We start from the raw sequence: 16,256 nt of genomic DNA, 5'->3' as shown, positions 1-16,256 counted from the left end.
TGCCGTTCCCGAACACGCGCCCTCGGTGCCCGGGAACATGACATTCTCCGGTACAGTGCATTCATGTTCTGCACACATAACCAAGGACCGAGCCGACCGTGAGCAGCCCCAGCGAAGAGCCCGCCTGGAAGCAACGCGCCGTCGAGCGCTCGATCCGGACCGCGAAATTGCGTGCCGAACAGCGAGTACAGCGCTTCCTCGACGCGGCGCAGGCCATCATCACCGAGAAGGGCACCACCGACTTCACCGTGCAGGAAGTGGTGGACCGCTCCAAACAATCGCTGCGCAGCTTCTACCTGCAGTTCGACGGTAAACACGAACTGCTGCTGGCCCTGTTCGAGGATGCGCTCAGCCGCACCGCGGACCAGCTGCGCGCTGCCGCCGACGGGCAGGACGATCCGATCGACCAGCTCCGGGTGACCATCGAGCTGCTGTTCGAACTGAGCCGCCCGGATCCGACCGCGCAGCGGCCGCTGTTCACCGATTTCGCGCCGCAGCTACTGGTTTCGCATCCCGCGCAGGTGAAGGTGGCGCACGCGCCGCTGCTGAGCCTGATCACAGAGTTGATGGAGAAGGCCCAGGCACAGGGCCGGTTGCGCACGGATCTCAACGCGCGCCGGACCGCGGCGATGGTCATGCAGACGGTGATGTTCACCGCGCAGTCCACCGGCGGCACCGACGAGGAGACCACCCACCCCATCACCGCCGAAGAGGTGTGGAACTTCTGCGCCCACGGCTTTGCGCAAGACTGAGAATTTCATTCTCGTAATCGAGAAGGTCGCTTACACTCGGATCCATGCCCGATCTGTGGAGCGACCTTCTCGCTTGTCTCGACCTGCGTTCGGTTCCGGCCGAGGACGACCGCGATACCGCGGTGTTCTCCGGCCCCAACCAGAGCCTGGGGTACTACCGGATCTTCGGCGGCCAGCTGCTGGCGCAATTCGTGCGCGCCGCCCAGCTGGCCTGTCCGGACAAGTCCGTCGAATCGCTGCATGCGCTGTTTCCCCGCGAGGGTAAACCGGACGAGGCGCTGCGGTACCGGGTGCAGGTCCAGCATCAGGGACGGACCTTCGCCTCGGCGACGATACTGGCCGAGCAGGCATCGGGAATCGTTGCCACCGCGGCCATTTCCCTGCACGCCGCCGACGACGGGCCCGAGCAACAGGTGACCGCACCGATCGGCCCGCTGCTGTCGGCCGAGCACAAGGCCGGATTCGACATCATCCCGTGGGAGACCCGCACGAACGTCGACCTCGACGACACCGGTTCGGCCGCACCGGAATTCGAGTTCTGGATGCGCACACCGGCCGCGGACGCCGCGCTCGCACCGGCCTTGACCGGCTACGCCACCGACCTCACCCTGATCGGCACGGCACTGCGCCCGATCGAGGGGGTGTGCCAGCGCGGCAACGGCACCGCGTTCCGCTCCGCGGTCACCAGCCACACCCTCTGGTTCCACCGGCCGTTCCGCACCGACGACTGGCTGTTGCTGCGCCAGGACAGCCCGGTGATGGCACAGGGCCGCTGCTTCGGCCGCGGGGACGTCTTCACCGAGAACGGTTCGCTGGTCGCGTCTTTCGCCCAGGAAGCCATGGTGCGGTTCCCCTAGCCGAGCCCTTTCCCGGTCGGCCCATCCGGCATCGGGCCGGTTCTCCGCGTCGCGTAAGCCGATGGCCGGCTGTTTCCCGGCCGCCGCGAAGTGATAGAACCTGTTCTAGAACCCTCTTTCCGCTCGATGGGTTTCGAGCGCGGTGCGCGGAGGGGCGGAAGGAGTTCGTCCGGTGCAGGTCGCTGGCAAGGTATTCGTCGTCACCGGCGCGGGTAACGGCATCGGGCGCTGCGTCGCCCTCGAATTGGTGCGACGAGGAGCGATCGTCGCCGGCGCCGACCTCGACGAGCAGGCACTGGCCGCGACCGCGGACCTGGTCACCGACCGATCCCGGTTCTCGGCCCACCGCCTCGACATCGGAGATCGCGAGGCGGTGCAGGCCTTCCCCGATGCGGTGATCGCCGCGCACGGCCATGTCGACGGCCTGTTCAACATCGCCGGAATCGCCCAGCAGATGCAGACCGTCGCCGAGGTCGACGACGACCGCATCGACACCTTGATGCGGGTGAACTTCTTCGGCTCCGTATGGATGTGCCGGGCATTCCTCCCGCATCTGTCGCAGCGCCCGGAAGCCACGATCATGAACACCTCGAGCCTCTCGGCGATCGTGCCCGTTCCGGGTTCGACGTTCTACGGGGCCTCCAAAGCCGCGCTCGCGATGTTCGGATACGGATTGTCCCAGGATCTGCGCGGGCGGCGCTCCGCCGTCACGGTGACCACGGCTCTCCCGGGGACGGTGTGGACCGATCTCGTGCGCGCGAGCGCGGCGCAACTGGGAGCACCCGAACCCGTGGCCAGAGCATTCGCGGCACGTCCGGAACGGGTCGCGAAACGAATGATCGACGCGACGATGCGCGGGCGAGGCCGGGTGGTCATCGGTAAGGACGCCCACGTCTACAACCTCACCCGCCGGCTCAGTTCTCGGCTGGCGGACCGGCTCGCGTATCTGCAGGTCGGCAAGATCTTCTACGCTCGCCGCGGCGGACACTGAGCCGGCCGGGAACTACCTCACCACCGGATGGCCGGTGCCGGGACCGCGGGCGAACGCGGCACCAGCCGCTCCGCGGCCGTGTAGGCATCCACGCTCCCGCGGGCGACTTCCTCGGCCAGCCGTGCCAGGTCGGGATGGGCTCGCACGCGGGTGTGCACCAGCGACAGGATCTGCACCCGGGCGCGGGCGGCGCGGCGTTCGGGGTTGTCGCTGCGCTGGTGCGCGTCGATGGCCTCGGCCAGTTCGGGCACACCGGTGCCGTTCTCCGCGACAAGGGTCAGGATGGGGGCCGAGGATTCGCCGCGCAGTTCCCGCACCGTCCGGTCGGCGCCGGGCCGGTCGGCCTTGTTCACCACGAGGATGTCGGCGACCTCCAGCAGCCCCGCCTTGGCGGCTTGAATCGCGTCTCCCGCACCGGGATTCAGGATGACCACGGTCGGATCGGCGACCGCCGCGACCTCGATCTCCGATTGCCCGACCCCGACCGTCTCGACCACGATCCGGTCGTAGCCGAGATCGGCGAGCAGCCGGATCGCGGCCGGCACCACCGCGGCCAGGCCGCCGATATGCCCGCGGGTGGCCACCGAGCGGATCAGCACACCGGGGTCGCCGACATGGGCCGACATGCGGATGCGGTCTCCGAGCAGAGCGCCGCCGCTGTAGGGCGAGGACGGATCGACCGCGAGGACGGCGACCCTCGCACCCTGCGCCCGATACGTGCCGACCAGCGCCGCGACCGTGGTCGATTTTCCGGCGCCCGGCGGGCCGGTGACGCCCAGCACCCGAGGCGTGGCGACCGAGCCGAGCAGCGCGAGAACCTCGTCGCGGCTGCCGTTTTCGACCATGCTCAGCAACCGCCCGGTGGCTCGCAGGGAACCCTCCCGGGCGGCGGCGAGCAGCCGTTTGGCCTCACGCCCGGCGGTGGTCACGGAGCGGGCACCTCGATCACGGTCGCCGATCCCATACCACCCCCGGCGCACAGCGCCGCGATACCGAATCCGCCGCCGCGACGGCGCAATTCGTGGACCAGGGTGACGATCATGCGGGCGCCGGTGGCTGCCACGGGATGCCCCAGCGAGCAGCCGCTGCCGCTGTAGTTCACCCGCTCGGGATCCAGGTCCAGCGCCTTGACCGCGGCCAGCGGCACCGAGGCGAACGCCTCGTTGATCTCGATCAGCTTCACCTCGGTCAGTGAGATACCCGCCCGCGCAACCGCTTTGGTGATCGCCTCGATCGGCGCCAGGCCGGTGTCGGCGGGGTCCACGCCCACCGAGGCCCACGAACGGATGACACCCAGCGCGGGCAGGCCCAGCCGATCCGAGGCGATGGCCAGCGCGGCCGCGCCGTCGTTGGATCCCGAGGCGTTACCCGCGGTGATCGAGAACCCCTCGATCTCCGGATGCAGCACCTTCAATCCGGCGAGCCGCTCCAGGCTGGTGTCGCGGCGCGGATGTTCGTCGACGGAGAATTCGCCGTGCGGCGTCTCGATCGCGACGATCTCCTCCTTGAACCGGCCCTCGTCGATGGCGGCGATCGCGTTGCGATGCGAACGCAGGGCCCAGGCGTCCATCTCCTCGCGCGAGATTCCCGCCTTGACCGCGGTATTCCAGCCGACGGTGATCGACATATCCAGATTGGGCGCGTCCGGGCGGTCCGGATGCGACGGCGAGACCCACGGGTCGATCCATTCGTCCGCTCCGACCCGGAACCGCACCCGGGGCCCGGTGGAATCGGAATTCACACCACCGGCGAGGACGAGTTCGTCCATCCCCGAACGGATTCCGGCCGCCGCGCTCTGCACCGCGGCCATTCCCGCCGCGCAGTGCCGGTTGGCGGCCAGTCCCGGTACTGTGGTGAGCCCGGCCGTCACCGCCGCGTGGCGGGCCAGCACCCCGCCGCCGTAGCGGCCCTCGCCGAGGATGACGTCGTCCACCCGGCTCGGGTCGATATCGCGGGCGACCGCCGCGACCACATGGTGGGCGAGGTCGAAGGCGTTGGTGTCGCGCAGCGTGCCCTTGCGCGCGGTTCCGATGGGGGTCCGCACGGCGGAGACGATGACGGCTTCAGGCATGGGAGCTCTCCAATTCGGCGACGAGGTTGCGGCGCAACAGTTTTCCGGTTTCGGTCTTGGGCAGTTCGGCGCGGAACACGATCGCGTCGGGGGTTTTCGAGGACCGCATCCGCTCCCGCACCCACCGCTTGATCTCTTCGGGATCACCGGCGCCCACCACGACCGCGACCAGGCGCTGCCCCCATTCCGGATCGGGCACCCCGATCACCGCGGCCTCGCTGATCCCGGGATGGGTGAGCAGCACATCCTCGATTTCGGCCGGTGCGATGTTCTCCCCGCCGCGGATGATGGTGTCGTCGGCGCGGCCCTCGATGAACAGATAGCCGTCCTCGTCCAGCCTGCCCAGGTCACGGGTGCCGAACCAGCCGTCGGCATCCAGCGCGGTGCGCGCACCGTACTCTCCCGAGATCTGCTCGCCCCGCACGTACACGAGTCCGGTCTGCCCGATCGGCAGCGATTCCCCCGCGGCACTGCGAATGTCGAATTCGACGCCCGGCAGCGCCCGGCCGACGGAGCTCAGCCGCTCGCGGATCGCGGGATCGGTCGCGGCCTGTGCGGCGCGATGATCCTCCGGTCCGAGCACCGCCACCGAGGAGGCGGTTTCGGTGAGGCCGTAGGCATTGACGAACCCGGTCTCGGGGAACATCGCCAGCGCCCGTTCCAGCACCGGCCGCGGCATCCGTGAACCGCCGTAGGCCAGGCTCGCGAGCGTCGGCGTGGCCGCGTCGGCGCCGTCGACCGCGGTGACGATGCGGGCCAGCATGGTCGGCACCAGCATGGCGTGCGTGATCCGCTCGGCCCGAACGGTTTCCAGCCATCGCTGCGGTTCGAACGCCGGCAGGTACACCACACGGCGGCCGGTGTAGAGATTGGAGAGCAGATTGGTGAGTCCCGCGATGTGGTACGGCGGGACCGATACCAGCGATGCGTCGGATTCCGCGGCCGTGCCGAACTCCATCGTGTTCAGCAGGTAGGCCATCAGATGCCGGTGTCGCAGCAGCGCCGCCTTGGGTTCGGAGGTGGTGCCGCTGGTATAGATGATCGCGGCCACCGCCTCGCCGTCCCACGGGGCCGGCTGCGGTTCCGGATCGGGCTGTGCCGCATCGGTTTCCACCAGGGCGTCGAGATCCCCGGGGCGCAGCACCCGCGCACCCGGATGCCGCGCCAGCAGTGCCGAGAGCTGCTGTTTGCCGAGCCGATAGTTCAGCGGCACGAACGGCACCGCGGCCAGCACGGCGCCGAACAGCGCCACCGGATACGCCAGGTGGTTCGTGCCCAGATACAGCACGGCCGAACTGTCGGCGAACTCCGCGGCCGCGCGGCGCGCCAGTCGCAGCAATTGCGACGCCGTGAGCGAACGGCCGTCGACGGTGATCACCGGCCGGTTTCCGGCCGAGGCCGCCATCTCGAGGATCATGCTAATGTTCATGAGAACATTATTCTCTCAGTAAGAGAGTGTTGATTTCAAGAGAGGGCAGCGTCATGGAGATCAGCGGTAGCGCCGCGATCGTGGTGGGCGGCACCGGGGGGCTGGGCGAAGCGACGGTGCGGCGGCTGCACGCCGCGGGAGCCAAGGTGGTAGTGGCCGATGTCGCCGACGACAAGGGCAAGGAGCTGGCCGCCGAGCTCGGCATCCGCTATGTGCACACCGACGCCACCAGCGAGGAGTCGGTGCAGGCGGCGATCGCCGAGGCGCAATCGCTGGGCCCGCTGCGCATCTCGGTGGACGCGCACGGCGGGCCGGCCAGCGGTGGCCGCTTGGTCGGCAAGGACGGCAGCCCGCTCGCGCTCGACGGGTTCCGCACCACGATCGAGTTCTATCTCACCGCCGTATTCAATGTGCTGCGACTCTCGGCCGCGGCGATCGCCCAGTCCGAGCCGGGCGAGGAGGGCCGGCGCGGTGTCATCGTGAACACGGCGTCGATCGCCGCCTACGAGGGCCAGATCGGGCAGTTGCCGTACTCGGCGGCCAAGGGCGGGGTGGTCGGCATGACGCTGGTCGCCGCACGTGACCTGTCACCGCTGGGCATCCGCGTGGTCACCATCGCACCCGGCACGTTCAACACCCCCGCCTACGGTAAGGCCGCCGATCAGCTGGAAGCCTATTGGGGCAAACAGGTTCCGCATCCCAAGCGGATGGGCCGCTCCACGGAATACGCGCAACTGGTGCAGTCCATCGTGGAGAACGACTACCTCAACGGTGAGGTGATCCGCCTCGACGGCGCCCTGCGCTTCCCGCCCAAATGAACTCTCTGACAGGCAAAGTCGCGTTCGTAGCGGGTGCCAGCCGCGGTATCGGCGCCGCGATCGCGCACGGCCTGGCGGCGGCGGGGGCCGAGGTCGCCGTCGCCGCCCGCTCGCGGGAACCGGGGCGGTTGCCCGGAACCATCCACTCGGTGGCACAGCGGATCACCGAATCCGGCGGCCGGGCCCTGCCGGTGGCCTGCGATGTCACCAGCGCGGAATCCGTCGAGACAGCCTTGGTGGCAACGGTTTCCGAATTCGGCGGGGTCGACATCGTGGTGGCGAATGCCGGGGTACTGGCACTGAGCCCGATCGAATCGACCCCGGACGCCCGCTGGCAGCGCTGTCTGGACGTCAACCTCACCGGCGTCTTCCACGTCACCCGGGCGGCGATTCCGCTGCTGCGTGCTCGCGGCGGCGGTTCGATGATCGCCATCACGACCACCGGCGTCGGCATGCTCGACCGCGGCGCCAACGCCTATTGGATCACCAAGGCCGCCGTGGAGCGCATGTATCTGGGACTGGCGGCCGATCTGCGCGCGGACAATATCGCCGTCAACTGTCTGTGCCCGTCGCGGGTGGTTCTCACCGAGGGCTGGCGGGCCGGTGGCGGCGGACAGCGGATTCCGGCGGAGATGGTCGAACCGCCGGAAACCATGGCGGAGGCCGCGGTACTGCTCGCGCGGCAGGACGCGACCGGCATCACGGGATCGGTCCAACAGTCGGAAGTGCTGCTGGCGCAACGCTAGCCGTCGTCGGCACAGCGCGGCGGCTCCGGCGGTCGTTACGACCGGGCGCGGCGCATGCCACCGATGACCGCGTCACCGAATTCGGCGAGAGTCTCCGGGTGCGCGAAATCGGTGAACCAGATGTAGAACCGTTCGACACCCTGCTCCGCGGCAGCGGCGAAGTGCGCGATCAGCTCCTCGGCATTTCCACACACCAAACCGCCTGCCAGATAACCGAATCGGCGCCGGCTCACCTCGCGCACCCGGTCGGGATCGGCGCGGCGTCCCACGAAACCCACCAGCTGCTGGGTCGACACGCGCGCCCGCCCGGCGCTCGACCGCAACCGTGGCAGCCGGTCGAGCTGGTTGGCCGGCAGGTTCCACCAGTCCGCGTAACGACGCACCAGCGCCATCGTCGCGGGACCGGACCCGCCGATCACGATCGGAATCCGCGACGTCGGTGCGGGTGCCAGGCCGAGGTCCCCCTCACCCGACCAATACCGCGGCAGCAGTGCCAGCGTGCGTTCCAACCGGGCCCGGCGGGCCGGGCCGTTCTCGTGGCCGATGTCGAAGTCGGCCAGTTCCTTCGGCACCGACCCCGACCCGAGCCCCAGCTCGAACCGGCCACCGCTGGCCTCCTGCAACGCCACCGCTTGTTTCGCCAGCATCGCCGGATGGCGCAGCGCGTCGCAGAGCACCAGGTGGCCGATGCGCAACCGTTCGGTGCGCGCGGCCACCCAGGCGGCGACCGTCATCGCCTCCCACAGCGGCTGCTGTTCGGCGCCGGGCGCCCGCAGATGATCGATGAAGGCGATCCCGTCGAATCCGCCGGCCTCCGCCGCCCGGGCCCGCGCCACGATCTCGGCCATATCGAACCGGATCTGCGGCAGGAACAGATACCACTGCGCCCCGCCTGCCACTGCCCGGCCTGCCTCCACCCCACCTACCGCTGCCACGGCTACTTCTTCGCGCCGTTCTTCGGCGCCGACAACCGGGCCAGATTGGCGCGCAGATCCTCCGATTGGAAGGTCAGGTCCTCGGCGGTGAGCGCGAAGTCGAGAGTGGCCAGCACCGCGCGCTCGAGCTGCAGGTTCAGGATCCGCTTGGTGGATTCGACTGCCTGCCTGGGCAACCGGATGATCCGTTCGGCGCAGGCGCGTGCCTCGGCGACCGGATCGGCGACCACGTGATTGACCAAACCCATCTCCCGCGCCCGCTCGGCCGGGATCCGGTCACCGGTCAGCGCGTACTCCTTGGCCAGCAGCAGGCTGGTGTGCAGCGGCCAGGTCAGCGGGCCGCCGTCGGCGGCCACCAGTCCCACCTGCACGTGCGGATCGGCGAGATAGGCCTGTTCGGCGATGTAGACGATATCGCTGAGGGCGACCAGGCTGCAGCCCAAGCCGACCGCGGGCCCGTTCACGGCGGCCACGATCGGCACCCGGCAACGCGCCATCCCGAGCACGATATCGCGGCCGTGCGCAATGGTTTTCGCGCGCAACTCGGCATCGCGGCTCAATTCGCCGAGGTATGCGAAGTCGCCGCCGGCGGAGAAGGCGCGCCCGGCGCCGGTGAGTACCGCGACGCGGGCCTCCCGATCCTCGCCGAGTCGCGGCCACAGCCGGGCCAGCCCGGTGTGCAGCGCGTCGTCGACGGCGTTGAGCGCGTCGGGGCGGTTCAAGGTGATGATGCGAATCGGGCCCTCGGCCCGGACGTCGACTTCGGCGGGCAGGTCGTACATGTCAGGCTCCCAATCCGAGTATGCGGGCGGCGATGATGTTCTTCTGAATCTGCGAGGTGCCGCCCATGACGCTCTGCGCGCGGCTGTAGAGGTAGGTGCCGAACATATCGGCGTCGTCGGTGCCGGCGACGGTCAGCGCGGCATGGCCGACGGCCTGGTCCACCCACGTCATGAGCAGTTTGTCGAGTGAGCCGTCGGGGCCGTGCGAGACGCCGTCCAGTTGTTCGGACAGCCGTCGCCGCACGTGCAGCCGCAACATCTCCGATTGCACCGCCGCCCAGGTCAATTCGTCGGGCAGCGGCCCGTCGACGCGGTCGGCCAGCGCGCGCACCGTCTTGGCGTAGCGGGCAGAGTAGCCGAGAGTCGACGGCTCCCGCTCGTGACCGACGACGGTCATCGCCAGCTTCCAGCCCTCACCGGGCGCGCCCACCATCCGATCGGCCGGCACGGTGGCGCCGTCGAAACTCACCTGCCCGAATTCGGTGGTGATACCGCTGATCATGCGCAGCGGCCGCTGTTGCACACCCGGCTGCTTCATCGACACGATGAACGCCGAAATCCCCTTGTGCCGAGGCGCTTGCGGATCGGTGCGGGCCAGCAGCAGGCACCAGTCCGCGACATCGGAGTAGCTGGTCCAGATCTTGTGGCCGTGGATCACATAGTGGTCGCCTTCGAGGGTGGCGGTGGTGGTCAGGGCGGCGAGATCCGAACCGGCTCCCGGTTCGCTGAAGCCCTGGCACCAGCGTTCGGTGCCGTCGATCATGCCGGGCAGGAATCGCTGTTGCAGTTCCCTGCTGCCGTGGCGGCCCAGGCCCTGGATCAGATAGCCCAGACTCGGCCGCGGCGGGGCGCCCGCGCGGGCCAGTTCCTCGTCGACGATCACGTCGTAGACCGGCGCCAGATCGTGTCCGCCGAACTCCTTCGGCCACGACGATCCGAAGAAACCGGCCCGGTACAGGGCGCGATGCCACTCGCCCTGACGGGCCCAGTATTCGTCACCCGAGGTCGGGAAGTCGCCGGCGACCTCGGACAGCCAGCGCCGCAACCGATCCCGGAATTCGGCCTCGGCCGGTGAGTCACGAAAGTCCACGGGCGATCTCCTCCAGACGGACGGGAAACAGTTCGGTCGAGACCAGGGCGCGGCGAAGGTAGATGTGCGCCAGGCATTCCCAGGTGTTGCCGATGCCGCCGTGCACCTGGATGGCGGTTTCGCAGACGGTGCGCGCGGCGCGGGCACAGTAGATCTTGGCGATGCGGGCGGCGCGCACCGCCTCGTCGGGCGACAGTTCGTCCACTCCCCAGGCGGCGTAGCGCAGCACGCTGACCGATCCCTCGATCAAGGCCTGCGATTCGGCGAGCAGATGCGCCACGGCTTGGTAGGAGCCGATCGTCTTGCCGTACTGGGCACGGACTTTCGCGTAGTCGACGGCCAGCCGCTGCGCGCCCCGGGCGGCGCCCAGGAGGTCCGCGGTGGTGCCGACCAGGGCGAGGGCGAGCCATTGCGACGCCTGATCCGGCGACAGTTCCCCGATGTGCTCGAGCCGCCCGTCGAGCTCGGCGGCCGCCCTGGTCGGATCCGCCGACGGCGCGGCGGGACCCAGCCGGCCGGCCAGCACCTGACCGTCGGCGAGCACCACCGCCCGATCACATCCGGCCGCGTCGACGGCCCGTCCACGCACCCCCAGTGTCCAGCGACCCTCGTCCCCGGCGGGATGGCCGCGCAGATCGTCGGCCAGCACCGGACCCAGAAACGCCACGTCGACCAGTCCGCGCGCGAATTCCTCGGCCACCAGCGCCACTTCCACGCCCGACGCGCCGTCGGAGCGCAGGGCTCGCCATCCGGTCAGCTCGACGGTCTTGTCCAGCCGCGTGATCCGCTCCCGGTCGGCCAGTTCCGCTACCGAGCCGGGCCCCAGATCGTCGGCCAACTTGGCTGCGGCATCACGCAATTGGCGCTGTTCACTGGTCAGACGGACGTCCATAGCGCTCCTCGAGGACTCGGCGCAGCACCTTGCCGGACGGCAGGCGCGGAATGTCGGGGACGAACACCACCCGGCGCAGCCGCTTGTATCCGGCCAGGCGATCGGCGACCAGAGCGGACAACTCCTCCGCGGTCACCGGCGCGGCGGCCGACACCGCGGCGACGATCGCCTCGCCGTCGGCGCCGTCGGCCACACCGAAGACCGCGCAATCGGCGACGGCGGGATGCCCGTGCAGGACGGACTCGATCTCGGCGGGCGCGACCTGGAAGCCGCGGACCTTGATCATCTCCTTCACCCGATCGGTGATGCGGACCCAGCCGTCGGCGTCGATCCAGCCGACATCGCCGGTGCGGTACCAGCCGTCCACGACGGCCCCCGCGTCCGCGCCATCGGGCAGATAACCCGCCATCAGCGACGGCGACCGCGCCTGGATCTCCCCGATCTTCCCGGGCGGCAACGGTTTTCCGTCCTCGAGCGACGCCGTTCGCAGGCATACCCCGGGCGCGGCGCGTCCCACCGTGTCCAGCCGGGCGCCTTCGATCGGATTACAGGCCAGCACCGGCAGTTCGGTGGCGCCGTAGGCGGGCAGCCAGCGCACGCCCGTACGGCGGGTCACGGTTTCGGCCACGCTCACCGTCACCGGCGTCGCGCCCCACATGATGTAGCGCAGCGAGGACAGGTCGAACGATTCCAGTTCCGGATGCGAGGCGATGGCCAGCGCGATCGGCGCCACCGCCATCTCCACGGTGATGCGGTCGCGTTCGATGCTGCGCAGCATCGACTCCAGGTCGAAGCGGCGATGTAGCCGCATCCAGGCGCCCACCCGCAGCGCGGTGACGATGTTGAGCAGGCCGAGGATATGGGACGGCGGGGTCAGGATCTGGATCCGGTCGTCGCTGCCCAGCTCCAGCACCTGCTGCCAGTCCCGCACCGCGGCCGCGAACGAGGCGTGCGTGTGGCGCACCGCCTTGGGCAGGCCGGTGGTGCCGGAGCTGAACACCAGCACCGCATCCGATTCCGGATCCGGCGGGTCGAATTCCGCGCGGCTGGGCGTGATCGGGTCGTCGAGATCGAGCATGGGCATCAGTTCCGCCAGCACCGGATGGTCGCCGGCCGCGAATCCGGGTGTGGTGATCGCGAGCGCGTGCTCGACCTCGGCTCGCCGCCACGCCGGGCTCAGCAGGACCACCGCCGCGCCGAGCTTCCACGCCGCCAGCACCGCGAGCACGAATTCCGGGCGATTCGACGACATCACGGCGATCCGGCTGCGCGCGCGAACGCCGCGCGCGTGCAGGGTCTCGGCCAGTCCGCCGGCCAGCTCGTCGAGCTGCGACACGCTGTAGTGCCGATCGTCGGACACGATCGCCGTCGGCTCGGTCATGAGAAAATCCCATCTCGTTCAGGAGAACGCTATTCTCTTTGTATAAGAATCTTAATACCAGGAGAGGCGTTCCATGGCGAGTCCCCCGATGTTCCGGCCCGCGACCGTGACCCGGATCGTGAAGGAGTGCGCCGATGCGCGGACTTTCGTGCTGGCCCCGCACGACGGCCCGCTCACCTATCGCGCCGGACAGTTCTGCACCTTCCGGGTCCGGGTCGACGGCACCGATCTGTATCGGTCCTATTCGATGTCCAGCGCACCGGAAACCGACTCCGAACTGATGACCACGGTCAAGCGGGTGCCGGGAGGCAAGGTCTCGAACTGGTTGCTGGACAACGTGTCCGAGGGTGACGTGATCGATATGGGCCGGCCCGCCGGCCGATTCTGCCTGCGCGACACCGAGGTTCCGCTCCTGGGCTTCAGCGGCGGCAGCGGGATCACGCCGGTGCTCTCGCTGGCAAAGAGCGCCCTGGCGACCACCGAGCGCCGCGTGCGGCTGTTGTGCGCGGACCGCGACGCGGAATCGGTGATCTTCGGCGCGGCACTGCCCGAGCTGGCGGAGCGCTATCCGGGCCGGCTCCAGGTGATCCGGCATCTGGACAGTGCCGCCGGGCTGCTCGACCCGAGGGCGGTGCGCGACTTCGTCGGCGCGGACGGTCACGGCGACAGTTATGTGTGCGGACCGGAGAAATTCATGGAGATGGTGGAGGCGGCCCTGCCCGGCCCGGGGGTGATCTTCAGCGAACGGTTCGGCGCACCGGTCCCCGAACTCGCCGATTCGGCGACCGAGCCGGCACCCGCAACCACCTCCGATACCGCCACGCCCGCAACCGAATCCGGCGCTGGCGGTGGCACGATCACGATCTTCCTCAATCGCAAGAAGGCCACGGTGCCGCGCCACGCCGGCGAGACCCTGCTGGAAAGCGCCCGCCGCGCGGGCCTGACCCCGCCGTTCTCCTGCGAATCCGGCAACTGCGCCACCTGTATGGCCCGGCTCAGCGAGGGCAGCGCCACGATGCGGGTGAACGACGCCCTCGCCGACGACGAGGTCGAGGACGGCTACGTCCTCACCTGCCAAGCGGTGCCGGACACCGAGTCGGTGACGGTGCATTACGAATGAGCGGAGTCCGCGGGCGGTCGTCCCCGGTCGGCCGCCTCGGTTCCCGCAGGGATGTGGCCGTATCGGTGTGAGCAGCGCCGAGGCCGACGCTGGTCGGCGCCTATCGACTCAACGCACCGGCTCCTGGTTGTCGTGTTCACCCAGCCGGGGCGGCGGGCCGTATTCCGGTGTGTAGCCGTCGATTCGGATGGGAGATGCCACCAAACGGTACGTCCCCGCGACGGCCACGGCGTCGGGCGTGGCGTCGAGCGCTTCGGGCAATGTGCGGACCGCGGCGGCGGGAATGCCCAGGGGGCGCAGGCGCGCCTCCCAGCCCCGGGCGTCGTCGCGGGCCAGTGCGGCGGTCACCGCGGCGAGCACCTCGGCTCGCCGGCCCGCGCGTTCGGCCATGGTGCCGAAGCCCGTGACCCCGGCCTCGGCGGCGAAGGCCTTCCAGAAGCGGTCGTGCGTGACGAACAACGCCAGGTAACCGTTCGCGGTCGGAAACAGCTGCGCCGGAACGTAATACGAATGCGCGCCGAACGGGCGCCGCTGCGGATGTTTGCCCTCGTTGAGATACGCCGCCGCGTGATAGTTCAATTGCGACAACATCACATCGCGCAGCGAGACGTCCACCTGACCACCGCGGCCGGACACGATCTGCGCGAGCAGACCCAGCGCCGCGGTCAGGCCGGTGGAGTTGTCGGCGGAGGAATAGCCGGGCAGGGTCGGCGGTCCGGCCGGATCGCCGGTGAGGGCGGCAACCCCCGTGGCGGCCTGCACGATGTAGTCGAAGGCCGGATCGTCGCCGCCGTAGAGACCGAATCCGGTGATCGCGACGCAGACGATCGCCGGGTTGAATTCCCGCAGCGAGGCGTACGTCAGGCCGAGCCGGTGAATCGCCGAGGGTTTCAAATTCACCAGCAGCGCATGCGAATGCGCGACAAGCTCACCCAGGCGTGCCCGGCCGGCCGCACTGCCTGGGTCGAGGCGGATGCTGCGCTTGCCGCGGTTCAGGCTCGCGAAATAGCTGTCGCCGACCTGCCGGGAGATGTCGCCGCCGGCCGGTTCCAGCTTGGTGACCTCGGCCCCCAGATCCGCCAGCATCATCGTCGCGTACGGACCGGCGAGCATGGTGCCGACCTCGAGAATGCGAATCCCCGCCAGCGGACCGGCACTGGTGCGCTCCGCCAACGCTCCGGTTCGCCGGTCCGGACCCGTACCGGACGCCGCAGAGGCGTCGGTGCTCATCGTAATTCCCGCGCGATATCGGCGATCATCTCGCGGGTGCGGCGCTTGGAGGCGATCAGTTCGCCGCGAGTGTCACCGATCGGCAGCAGCCGGATCGAGACATCGGTCGCACCCGCCTCGGCGAAACGGCGCAACCCGGCCGCGATGGCGGCCTCGTCACCGGCCACGCAGATGTCGCCGACATCGCGAGCATCACCCTGTTCGAGCAGGCGCTGATAATTGGGCGAGATTTCCGCCTCGCCGAGAATGCGATTGGCACGCGCCTTCGCCTCCTCCACCTCCGAATCCCGGCACAGGCAGACCGGAAGTCCCGCCACGATGCGCGGCGGTGTCCGGCCCGCGTCGGCGGCGGCCTTGGTGATCTTGGGCGTCACATGATCGGCGATCGCGCGCTCGTCGGCCATCCACAGAATGGTCCCGTCAGCCCGCTCCCCCGCGATGCGCAACATCACCGGCCCGAGCGCGGCCACCAGCACCGGCACCGGGGCGACCGGACCCAGATCGAGCGGATTGTGCACGGAGAACGTGTCGTTTTCGACGTCGACGGTCCCTGGGCCGGTCAGTCCCGCCGCCAGCACATCCAGGTAGTCACGGGTGTAGGCCGCCGGGCGCTCGTACGGCAAGCCGAGCATGTCGCGCACGATCCAGTGATGCGAGGGGCCCACCCCCAGCGCCAATCGCCCACTCGCGGCGGCCTGCGCCGAGAGCGCCTGGCGTGCCAGGGCGATCGGATGCTGCGCCTGCAACGGCACCACGGCGGTCCCCAATTCGATGCGGCGAGTCCGCAATCCCATCGCCGCGACCGTGATCAGCGCGTCGAAATCGCTCGGAATCTGCGGAATCCACGCGGTGTCGAGCCCGGCCTCCTCGGCCCAGGCGATGTCGTCGAGCATCCGGCTCAGCTTGCGCGCGGAATCCCCCTTCTCCGGTCCGATCATCACTCCGACACGCACGAAGACCTCCAACCCGCCGCTACGCCGGGCGACCGCGTCACCCACTGATGAATACGGTACTTGCGAAAAAAGAGAATGCCAATACCGCTAGCGCGGTCATACGTTATCGAACCGGTGGCGCAGCGTCGAGCGGCGCCTTCGCAACCGCTGCGCAAACCCTCCCGCCTCCGCGCGCACGACCGGGCGGCCATCCGACTCGGGATGCGCTG

16 protein-coding genes are annotated in these 16,256 nt (G+C 69.4%); 6 read left to right on the top strand and 10 right to left on the bottom strand.

The window, feature by feature from the left end; genetic code table 11:
• Nucleotides 1-98 precede the first annotated feature (98 nt).
• The 3 genes from A5789_RS01915 to A5789_RS01905 all read left to right on the top strand — a co-directional run bounded on the left by A5789_RS01915 (nucleotide 99) and on the right by A5789_RS01905 (nucleotide 2,600).
• A complete protein-coding gene (locus tag A5789_RS01915) occupies nucleotides 99-752 on the top strand; it encodes a TetR/AcrR family transcriptional regulator (RefSeq protein WP_064905403.1) in 654 nt (217 codons plus the stop codon).
• Nucleotides 753-796: 44 nt separating this feature from the next.
• A complete protein-coding gene (locus A5789_RS01910; RefSeq protein WP_064905405.1) occupies nucleotides 797-1,609 on the top strand; it encodes an acyl-CoA thioesterase II in 813 nt (270 codons plus the stop codon).
• 172 nt (nucleotides 1,610-1,781) lie between these two features.
• Nucleotides 1,782-2,600, top strand: a complete 819-nt coding sequence (locus A5789_RS01905) for an SDR family oxidoreductase (protein ID WP_064905408.1) — start codon at nucleotides 1,782-1,784, stop codon at nucleotides 2,598-2,600.
• A gap of 17 nt (nucleotides 2,601-2,617) precedes the next feature.
• Here A5789_RS01905 and A5789_RS01900 read toward each other — a convergent pair whose 3' ends face one another.
• The 3 genes from A5789_RS01900 to A5789_RS01890 are packed head-to-tail and all read right to left on the bottom strand — an operon-like array spanning nucleotide 2,618 to nucleotide 6,100.
• The gene (locus A5789_RS01900) at nucleotides 2,618-3,529 is read right to left on the bottom strand and encodes an ArgK/MeaB family GTPase (protein WP_064905410.1); all 912 of its coding nucleotides are present in this window, start codon (nucleotides 3,527-3,529) and stop codon (nucleotides 2,618-2,620) included.
• The gene (locus A5789_RS01895) at nucleotides 3,526-4,671 is read right to left on the bottom strand and encodes a thiolase family protein (protein WP_064905412.1); all 1,146 of its coding nucleotides are present in this window, start codon (nucleotides 4,669-4,671) and stop codon (nucleotides 3,526-3,528) included. The genes A5789_RS01900 and A5789_RS01895 overlap by 4 nt, the downstream gene beginning before the upstream one ends.
• Nucleotides 4,664-6,100, bottom strand: coding sequence for a class I adenylate-forming enzyme family protein (locus A5789_RS01890; RefSeq protein ID WP_064905415.1), 1,437 nt, complete (start codon nucleotides 6,098-6,100; stop codon nucleotides 4,664-4,666). The genes A5789_RS01895 and A5789_RS01890 overlap by 8 nt, the downstream gene beginning before the upstream one ends.
• Nucleotides 6,101-6,153: 53 nt before the next feature.
• On the opposite strand from A5789_RS01890, the gene A5789_RS01885 reads away from it, so the two are divergent.
• Together A5789_RS01885 and A5789_RS01880 are read left to right on the top strand one after the other, a co-directional pair.
• Nucleotides 6,154-6,918, top strand: a complete 765-nt coding sequence (locus tag A5789_RS01885; RefSeq protein WP_063011747.1) for an SDR family NAD(P)-dependent oxidoreductase — start codon at nucleotides 6,154-6,156, stop codon at nucleotides 6,916-6,918.
• Entirely contained in the window at nucleotides 6,915-7,664 is a 750-nt protein-coding gene (locus A5789_RS01880; RefSeq protein WP_064905417.1) for an SDR family NAD(P)-dependent oxidoreductase, read from the top strand. Before A5789_RS01885 ends, A5789_RS01880 begins: the two co-directional genes overlap by 4 nt.
• Before the next feature lie 35 nt (nucleotides 7,665-7,699).
• Here A5789_RS01880 and A5789_RS01875 read toward each other — a convergent pair whose 3' ends face one another.
• The 5 genes from A5789_RS01875 to A5789_RS01855 form a co-directional block, all read right to left on the bottom strand.
• Complete coding sequence (locus tag A5789_RS01875) at nucleotides 7,700-8,512, bottom strand: LLM class flavin-dependent oxidoreductase (RefSeq protein WP_064922679.1); 813 nt, start codon at nucleotides 8,510-8,512, stop codon at nucleotides 7,700-7,702.
• Nucleotides 8,513-8,601: 89 nt separating this feature from the next.
• Nucleotides 8,602-9,381 carry an enoyl-CoA hydratase/isomerase family protein gene (locus A5789_RS01870; RefSeq protein WP_063011743.1) on the bottom strand — a complete coding sequence of 260 codons (780 nt, stop codon included), beginning with the start codon at nucleotides 9,379-9,381 and terminating at the stop codon, nucleotides 8,602-8,604.
• 1 nt (nucleotide 9,382) lies between these two features.
• Nucleotides 9,383-10,471 (bottom strand): acyl-CoA dehydrogenase family protein, encoded by a 1,089-nt coding sequence (locus A5789_RS01865; RefSeq protein WP_063011741.1) that lies wholly within the window; start codon nucleotides 10,469-10,471, stop codon nucleotides 9,383-9,385.
• Nucleotides 10,458-11,363: an acyl-CoA dehydrogenase family protein gene (locus tag A5789_RS01860; RefSeq protein ID WP_064905419.1), complete on the bottom strand. Its 906-nt coding sequence runs from the start codon at nucleotides 11,361-11,363 to the stop codon at nucleotides 10,458-10,460. Before A5789_RS01860 ends, A5789_RS01865 begins: the two co-directional genes overlap by 14 nt.
• Nucleotides 11,341-12,744 (bottom strand): class I adenylate-forming enzyme family protein, encoded by a 1,404-nt coding sequence (locus A5789_RS01855; protein ID WP_064905420.1) that lies wholly within the window; start codon nucleotides 12,742-12,744, stop codon nucleotides 11,341-11,343. The genes A5789_RS01860 and A5789_RS01855 overlap by 23 nt, the downstream gene beginning before the upstream one ends.
• Before the next feature lie 73 nt (nucleotides 12,745-12,817).
• On the opposite strand from A5789_RS01855, the gene A5789_RS01850 reads away from it, so the two are divergent.
• On the top strand, nucleotides 12,818-13,864 hold the full coding sequence (locus tag A5789_RS01850; RefSeq protein ID WP_064905422.1) for a ferredoxin--NADP reductase: 1,047 nt from the start codon (nucleotides 12,818-12,820) through the stop codon (nucleotides 13,862-13,864).
• Between the two features lie 108 nt (nucleotides 13,865-13,972).
• On the opposite strand, the gene A5789_RS01845 is transcribed toward A5789_RS01850, so the two are convergent.
• Nucleotides 13,973-15,094, bottom strand: coding sequence for a CaiB/BaiF CoA-transferase family protein (locus tag A5789_RS01845; protein ID WP_082940407.1), 1,122 nt, complete (start codon nucleotides 15,092-15,094; stop codon nucleotides 13,973-13,975).
• The gene (locus tag A5789_RS01840; RefSeq protein ID WP_064905466.1) at nucleotides 15,091-16,047 is read right to left on the bottom strand and encodes a TIGR03564 family F420-dependent LLM class oxidoreductase; all 957 of its coding nucleotides are present in this window, start codon (nucleotides 16,045-16,047) and stop codon (nucleotides 15,091-15,093) included. The genes A5789_RS01845 and A5789_RS01840 overlap by 4 nt, the downstream gene beginning before the upstream one ends.
• Nucleotides 16,048-16,256 lie beyond the last annotated feature (209 nt).

It is taken from the genome of Nocardia sp. 852002-51101_SCH5132738 (assembly GCF_001665695.1).
Taxonomy (GTDB): Bacteria; Actinomycetota; Actinomycetes; order Mycobacteriales; family Mycobacteriaceae; genus Nocardia; species Nocardia nova.
The sequence above is the reverse complement of the archived record's forward strand: the minus strand, read 5'-3'. Positions and strand labels throughout refer to the sequence as shown.

Bases quoted from the DNA above. Each gene is read 5' to 3' on its own strand.
- A5789_RS01850 (WP_064905422.1), top strand. From the start codon at position 12,818: ATGGCGAGTCCCCCGATGTTCCGGCCCGCGACCGTGACCCGGATCGTG.
- A5789_RS01870 (WP_063011743.1), bottom strand. From the start codon at position 9,381: ATGTACGACCTGCCCGCCGAAGTCGACGTCCGGGCCGAGGGCCCGATT.
- A5789_RS01895 (WP_064905412.1), bottom strand. From the start codon at position 4,671: ATGCCTGAAGCCGTCATCGTCTCCGCCGTGCGGACCCCCATCGGAACC.
- A5789_RS01855 (WP_064905420.1), bottom strand. From the start codon at position 12,744: ATGACCGAGCCGACGGCGATCGTGTCCGACGATCGGCACTACAGCGTG.
- A5789_RS01880 (WP_064905417.1), top strand. From the start codon at position 6,915: ATGAACTCTCTGACAGGCAAAGTCGCGTTCGTAGCGGGTGCCAGCCGC.
- A5789_RS01910 (WP_064905405.1), top strand. From the start codon at position 797: ATGCCCGATCTGTGGAGCGACCTTCTCGCTTGTCTCGACCTGCGTTCG.
- A5789_RS01890 (WP_064905415.1), bottom strand. From the start codon at position 6,100: ATGAACATTAGCATGATCCTCGAGATGGCGGCCTCGGCCGGAAACCGG.
- A5789_RS01860 (WP_064905419.1), bottom strand. From the start codon at position 11,363: ATGGACGTCCGTCTGACCAGTGAACAGCGCCAATTGCGTGATGCCGCA.
- A5789_RS01875 (WP_064922679.1), bottom strand. From the start codon at position 8,512: ATGGCCGAGATCGTGGCGCGGGCCCGGGCGGCGGAGGCCGGCGGATTC.
- A5789_RS01845 (WP_082940407.1), bottom strand. From the start codon at position 15,094: ATGAGCACCGACGCCTCTGCGGCGTCCGGTACGGGTCCGGACCGGCGA.
- A5789_RS01885 (WP_063011747.1), top strand. From the start codon at position 6,154: ATGGAGATCAGCGGTAGCGCCGCGATCGTGGTGGGCGGCACCGGGGGG.